This window comes from Leptothrix toolikensis (SeqCode) (assembly GCF_057922285.1).
In genome coordinates this window covers 58,370-64,919 of sequence record NZ_JBYSVC010000005.1, presented here as the reverse complement: position 1 = coordinate 64,919, position 6,550 = coordinate 58,370, and the positions used below count along the sequence as shown (strand labels likewise).

At 60.9% G+C, this 6,550-nt stretch carries 6 protein-coding genes; all 6 read right to left on the bottom strand.

The features are described 5' to 3' along the window. Window positions 1-662, bottom strand: a 662-nt coding sequence (locus AC3VI7_RS01850; protein ID WP_489671375.1) for a leucine-rich repeat domain-containing protein, incomplete at its 3' end; no start/stop codon positions are given. A gap of 106 nt (window positions 663-768) precedes the next feature. After that, a complete protein-coding gene (gene rodA, locus AC3VI7_RS01845) occupies window positions 769-1,923 on the bottom strand; it encodes a rod shape-determining protein RodA (RefSeq protein WP_489669490.1) in 1,155 nt (384 codons plus the stop codon). Further along, the gene (mrdA, locus tag AC3VI7_RS01840; protein WP_489669467.1) at window positions 1,923-3,950 is read right to left on the bottom strand and encodes a penicillin-binding protein 2; all 2,028 of its coding nucleotides are present in this window, start codon (window positions 3,948-3,950) and stop codon (window positions 1,923-1,925) included. Before mrdA ends, rodA begins: the two co-directional genes overlap by 1 nt. Then, on the bottom strand, window positions 3,947-4,465 hold the full coding sequence (gene mreD, locus AC3VI7_RS01835; protein WP_489669466.1) for a rod shape-determining protein MreD: 519 nt from the start codon (window positions 4,463-4,465) through the stop codon (window positions 3,947-3,949). The genes mrdA and mreD overlap by 4 nt, the downstream gene beginning before the upstream one ends. A 3-nt stretch (window positions 4,466-4,468) precedes the next feature. Further along, window positions 4,469-5,392 (bottom strand): rod shape-determining protein MreC, encoded by a 924-nt coding sequence (mreC, locus tag AC3VI7_RS01830; RefSeq protein WP_489669465.1) that lies wholly within the window; start codon window positions 5,390-5,392, stop codon window positions 4,469-4,471. A gap of 17 nt (window positions 5,393-5,409) precedes the next feature. Beyond that, window positions 5,410-6,453: a rod shape-determining protein gene (locus AC3VI7_RS01825; protein WP_489669489.1), complete on the bottom strand. Its 1,044-nt coding sequence runs from the start codon at window positions 6,451-6,453 to the stop codon at window positions 5,410-5,412. Window positions 6,454-6,550: the final 97 nt, after the last annotated feature.

Below are 6,550 nucleotides of genomic sequence, written 5' to 3'. Positions count from 1 at the left end.
CCCGAAGCGCCTTCGCCCAAGGTGTGCTCCAACGCCAAGGCCGAGCCGGGAATGCGCGCCAAGTCGGGGCGATCATGGCGCGCGTCGTGCCGCTGCGCCTCGGCCTGCCAAAGCGGATTGCCCGCCAACGCCACCCACGACAAACGCGGCAAAACGCTCAGCCACGGGGGCAACAGCTCGATGCGATTGGCCGCCAAGCGCAGCAGCTCCAGCCGCTCGCAGTTGGAAAGATCAGGCAAGGACGGGAGCTGATTGCCCGCCAGCATGAGTTTTTGCAAGCGCCGGCACTGCCCCAACTCAGCAGGCAATTCGGTCAGCAGGTTGTCGGTCAGGATCAGCCAGCGCAGTCGCGCCGGCAGCGCAGCCGGGGGTACATGACGGATGCGATTGGCTTTAAAGCCCACCATCTCCAAGCGCTCACACGCCCCCAGCACAACCGGCAGCACGCTGAAATCGTTGTCCGAACAGAAGATCACCTTGAGGGCTTTGAGCCGGGGCAGATCGTCAGGCAGCGTGCTAAGCCGGTTGCCCGAGAGGTTCAGCACCTCCAGCGTCTCAGCCAGCTCAAAAATTTCCGACGGAAAAACGCTCAAATCAGCCGAAAGATCAAGCCGACGCGTACCGGCCAAAGCACCGGAACGAAGTTGGGAGAGGGTATGCATGGGATGCAGCAAAAAGATCGGTGGGACGGTTCAAACGATCGTGCCGGCGCTGACGTGTCAAACCCAGCACCGGCTCATCTGTCCTGTCACGGTAGAAAGCGTCCACTCAGCTCTGCACCAGCCGCCGTGATTTGGCAATCGACATCAGCATGCCCAGCGACAAACCCAGTGACACCATCGCGGTGCCGCCGTAGCTGATGAAGGGCAAGGGCACACCGACCACGGGCAAGATGCCGCTGACCATGCCCATATTGACGATGGCGTAGGTGAAAAAGCTCAACGTCACGGCCCCTGCCAAGAGCCGCGTGAAGACCGTGGGAGCATCGGCGGCGATGGACAAACCGCGCAGGATCAAGGCCACAAAACCCACCACCAGCAGCAGGCAGCCGAGGAGACCGAACTCTTCCGAATAGGCCGCAAAGATGAAGTCGGTGGTGCGCTCGGGGATGAACTCAAGGTGCGTCTGGGTGCCTTGCATGAAGCCTTTGCCCGTGACGCCGCCAGAGCCGATGGCGATCATGCCTTGGATGATGTGAAAGCCCTTGCCCAACGGGTCTTGGGTCGGATCGAGCAAGGTGCAGATGCGGTGCTTTTGGTACGCCCGCAACAGCGGCCAGACCACATCGGGCTGACAGATCGTAGGCTCGGCGATCACCAACGCGACCACCCCCGCCACGCCAACGACCACCACCGGCAGAATATATTTCCAGGGAAAGCCGGCAAAGAACATGACGTAAAAGCCGGCTGAAAACACCAAAATCGCGGTGCCTAGATCGGGCTGCTTGGCGATCAGCGCCACCGGCACCATCAAGATGATGCCAGCCAGCCAGAAATCAGACATGCGCAAGTGGCCCTCGCGGCGCTGAAACCACCAAGCCAGCATCAGGGGCGCAGCGATTTTGAGGATCTCGCTGGGCTGAATCACCACCCCGATATTCAGCCAGCGCGTTGCCCCTTTTTTGGTCAAGCCAAAAAGGGCGGTGGCCAGCAGCAGCAGCACCCCCAGGGTGTAGAGCGGCACAGCCACCGCCATCAGCCGCTGCGGCGGCACTTGGGCCACGAGAAACAGCACCATCGCTGCCAGCAGCATGTTGCGCGCGTGATCCATAAAACGGCTACCAAAGGCGTAGCCAGCGGAATACATGATCACCAGCCCGGCGCTACACAGCAGCAGCAGGGCGAGCAACACCCCCACGTCAAAACCAGCGAAAGCGCTTGCCAGCTTCTGGCGCGCATAGGACCAGTCGATATTGAGCGTCATCATGGCGATTTCGATCCCACGAAAGAGGCGGCCCCTTCGGCCAAGGGCGCGGACAACGGTGCCGCCCCACCGCGTGGCGTGGGCAGCGGGACATCAGCGGCCTTGCGCTGCACGCCCACCGGAGACCCGGCATGTCCTTTTTGCACCAAGGCAATGTCCTCTTCGCCGGGATAACGCCCCAGCAGCAAGTAGTCGAGCACGCGCCGGGCAATCGGTGCAGCCGCCTCGGCCCCAAAACCGGCGTTTTCCACGATCACCGCCAAGGCCACGCGTGGGTTATCGAGCGGCGCAAAAGCGGTGTAGAGCGAATGGTCGCGCTGGTACTCAGAGAGTCGAGAGGCGTTGTACTTCTCGTTTTGCCGAATCGTCACCGCCTGCGCCGTGCCCGTTTTGCCGCCACTTTGGTAGGCCGCTCCGACAAAAACCCGGGTCGAAGTGCCTTCCTGCGTCACGCCATACATGGCGCGCCGAATCACCTCGACATCCTCGGGTTTGAAGTCCAACGGGCTCAAGGGCTCACTGGCGACCGTGTGGATCTGGCGCGTGATCACGTCTTCGATCTCATGCACCAAACGGGGCTCGAAACGCTTGCCGCCCGAGACCAGCGTGGCCAATGCACTGGAGAGTTGCACCATGGTGAAGTTGTTGTAGCCCTGACCGATGCCGAGCGAGATGGTTTCACCGGCATACCAGCGCTGCTGATCGGCGCGCTTGTATTTACGCTGTTTCCACTCGGTCGAAGGCAAATCGCCGGTCACTTCGCCTTCCAAATCAATCCCGGTCTTGCGACCAAAACCAAGGGGCTCCAGCTGATCGTGGATCAGATCGACCCCCATGTCGTTGGCCAAGGCGTAGTAGTAAACATTGCTCGACTGCACGATGGAACGATGCATATCGACGGCCCCCAAGGCCGTATCACCGTGGCTGCGAAAACGGTGGTTGCCGAACATAAAGGCACCGTTGTCGTAGGTGATCTGGTGCGCCGTGCGTTTGCCGGTGGTCAAAGCGGCGATGGCCATGAACGGCTTGTAGGTTGATCCCGGCGGATAGGTGCCGCGCAAGGCGCGGTTCAACAACGGCTTTTCGAGCGACTCGTTGAGATCTTTCCAACTTTCTTGGTCGATGCCATCGACGAATAAGTTGGGGTCGAAGGTGGGTTTGCTGACAAAAGCCAAGACCTCGCCGTTGCGTGGGTCGATGGCCACCAAGGCTCCACGCCGATCCCCAAAGAGGGTCTCCACCAAGGCTTGCAAGCGGATATCGAGCGTGAGATGCACGGTGTTGCCCGGCGTGGCCGAGTCGGAGCGCAAGCGTCTCACCGGCCGCCCCCCGGCGCTGGTTTCCACCTCTTCGACCCCCGTCAAGCCGTGCAGTTCGTGCTCATACTGCTGCTCAATACCGAGCTTGCCGATGTATTCGGTACCCCGGTAATTGGCTTGATCTTCTTCTTCCCAATCCTCCATCAGCTCCTTGTCGCGCTGATTGATGCGGCCGATATAGCCCAACACATGGCTGGCCAGCTCACCATAAGGGTAGTTGCGAAAGAGCCGTGCCTTGATCTCGACGCCTGGGAAGCGGAAGCGCTGCGCCGTAAAGCGCGCCACCTCTTCGTCGCTGAGCTTGGTGCGAATCGGCACCGACTCGAAGCTCTTGCTTTCACCCGAGAGCCGCTTAAAGCGCCGGCGGTCACGCGGCTCGACCTCGATCACCGTAGCGAGCTGGTCGATAAGCTCTTCCAAGTCTTCTTGGATCTGCGCCCGAGTGATTTCTAGGGTGTAGGCCGAATAGTTGTTGGCCAGCACCACGCCGTTGCGGTCCACGATCAAGCCCCGGTTGGGCACGATGGGCACCACCGCAATGCGGTTGTTTTCCGCTTGGGTGGCCAACTCCTCATGAGAAATCACCTGCAAATACACCAAGCGGGCGATCAGGAGCGCAAAGCAAAACAAAACGAACCCAGCCGCCGCCAATAAACGGCTGCGGAAACGGTCCAGCTCCAGCTCAAGGTTGCGAAGTTCGGTGCTCACAGCGGCCGATTTTCGTCCGGATCCGGGGCACGACGTTGTGGAGCCAGCAGAAACCAACTGACCACTGGCCACAGCAGCGCTTCAAAGAAAGGGGCCAACAGCAGCGTCCAACCGGGAAAGACATCGCCCGTGATCAAGCGCGTGATCAGGACAACGAGGTGGGCGACCACAAACAGCGGGGCCACATGCAAGGCTTGCTCCCACACACCGAACCAGAGCAAGCGACGGTGCATGGTGATCGCAAAGTACGCCAGCAAGGTGTACGCCAACGCGTGCTGGCCGAGCAAAGCCCCTTGATGGACGTCCATCAAAACGCCAAACACAAAGGCCGCACCGACGCCGACCCGGCGCGATTGATGCACGTTCCAAAACACCAGCGCCAGCGCCACCATGTCGGGCATGCCCGGCAGACGGCCCAGCGGCAACAGGTTGATCAGCAACGCCATGGCCAGCGAGAACCACATGAACAGCGGGTTCACCGGCAGCAAAAGCTGATCGTGGGTGCTGTGCATCATGATTCAGTGTCGCCCGCTGGCCTTGCGGCTGGGTGTGGGAGCGCTGGCCACCGGCTCAGGCCGAGGAGGCAGTTGTTTACCCAACGGAACCAGCACCAAGACATGGCGCACGCCATCGGGCCGGGTCAACAAATCGAGCTGAATTTTGGCGAAGTTGGTGTTGTCGGCGCGCCGATCCACATGGGTAATTTTGGCCACCGGGTAGCCGCCGGGATACACCCCATCCACGCCCGACGTGGAGAGCACATCGCCCACTTGCACATCGGCATTGGCCGCCAGAAAGCGCAGCTCCATGCCCCCCGCACTGGGGTCACCGACAGCAATGCTGCGCTGTTGAGTCCGGGTATTGAGCACCGGAATGGTGGCATTGCGATCCGTCAACAGCGTCACTTCAGCCGTCGAGAGATAAACCCGGGTGACTTGGCCGAGCACGCCGATTTCATTGACGACAGGTGAGCCCAGCTCAATGTTTTGCAGCGAACCTTGATCAATAACCATCTTGCGGGTGAAAGGGTCCGCCGCGTCATAGAGCACTTCGGCCGCGCGTGCTGGTGCAGACAGGCGCGGACGCAGATCCAGCAAGGCGCGCAAGCGGGTGTTTTCTTCAGTCAGGGGCTTGGCTTGCAGCGCTTGCTGCGCTTGCTGCGTCAAGGCCGCACGGGCCTTGGCCTCAGCGTCTTGAGCGGCATGGATACCGCCCACGTAGGTTTGCACTTGGGTCCAAGCCAACATGGGTGTCAGCAGCCCTTGCTCGACCGGATAGAGCATCACGGCGACCGCAGCACGCACCGGCCGGATCAACTCTAGACGTCGATCTGCGGCCATCAAACAGACCGCCATCGACGCAAACACCACCAATCGACTAAAGGCTGAGGGGCCTTGGCGAAAAAACGGTGGCGGTGTTCGGTCGAGCGCGCCCTGCGGCATGGCGAATCAGAACAACATCATTCAGAGGTGAAAATGGACCCGAGGCGCTCCATGCGCTCCAAGGCCATACCGCAACCACGCACCACGCAGGTCAGCGGATCTTCCGCCACCAGCACCGGCAGGCCGGTTTCCTCAGCCAGCAGGCGGTCGAGGTCGCGCAGCAACGCGCCACCGCCGGTGAGCATCATGCCGCGATCAGAGATGTCGGCACCCAGCTCAGGCGGGGTTTGTTCGAGGGCGCGTTTGACGCTGGAGACGATTTGATTGAGCGGCTCGGTCAAGGCTTCGAGAATCTCGTTGCTCGACACCGTGAAGCTGCGCGGCACGCCTTCCGACAGATTGCGGCCCTTGACTTCCATCTCCTTGACTTCGGAGCCCGGGAAAGCCGAACCGATTTCTTTCTTGATGACTTCAGCCGTCGGCTCACCGATCAACATGCCGTAGTTGCGCCGGATGTAGTTGACGATGGCTTCGTCAAACTTGTCACCGCCCACGCGCACCGAGCCCTTGTAGACCATGCCGCCGAGCGAGATGACGGCCACTTCGGTCGTACCACCGCCGATGTCCACCACCATCGAGCCCGAGGCTTCGCTGACGGGCAGACCGGCACCAATGGCCGCAGCCATCGGCTCTTCGATCAAGTAGACCTCTGAGGCCCCCGCACCCAATGCGGATTCACGGATAGCGCGGCGTTCCACTTGGGTGGAGCCGCAAGGCACACAAATGATGATGCGCGGGCTCGGCCGAAACAGCGAGCGCGGATGCACCATCTTGATGAACTGCTTGAGCATCTGCTCGGTCACGGTGAAGTCGGCGATCACGCCGTCTTTCATCGGCCGGATGGCGTCGATGTTGCCGGGCACTTTGCCCAGCATGGCCTTGGCTTCGGTTCCGACCGCTTGGATCGTCTTCTTGCCATGAGGGCCACCCTCATGACGGATCGAAACCACCGAAGGCTCGTTCAGCACAATGCCGACCCCACGCACATAAATCAGCGTGTTGGCGGTCCCAAGGTCGATCGCGAGATCGGTAGAAAAATAGCGGCGCAGCGATCCGTACAGCATCTGTTTGGACTGGTCGGAGTTAGATCGATGCTGCGGAGCATGGGCTCTACAGCACGGGGAAGGGTTTAACTTGGGATTCCGGCTTTGTGCTCGG

Coding starts and splice junctions, on each gene's coding strand:
- rodA (WP_489669490.1), bottom strand. CDS start 1,923: ATGACGCTCAATATCGACTGGTCCTATGCGCGCCAGAAGCTGGCAAGC.
- mreC (WP_489669465.1), bottom strand. CDS start 5,392: ATGCCGCAGGGCGCGCTCGACCGAACACCGCCACCGTTTTTTCGCCAA.
- mreD (WP_489669466.1), bottom strand. CDS start 4,465: ATGATGCACAGCACCCACGATCAGCTTTTGCTGCCGGTGAACCCGCTG.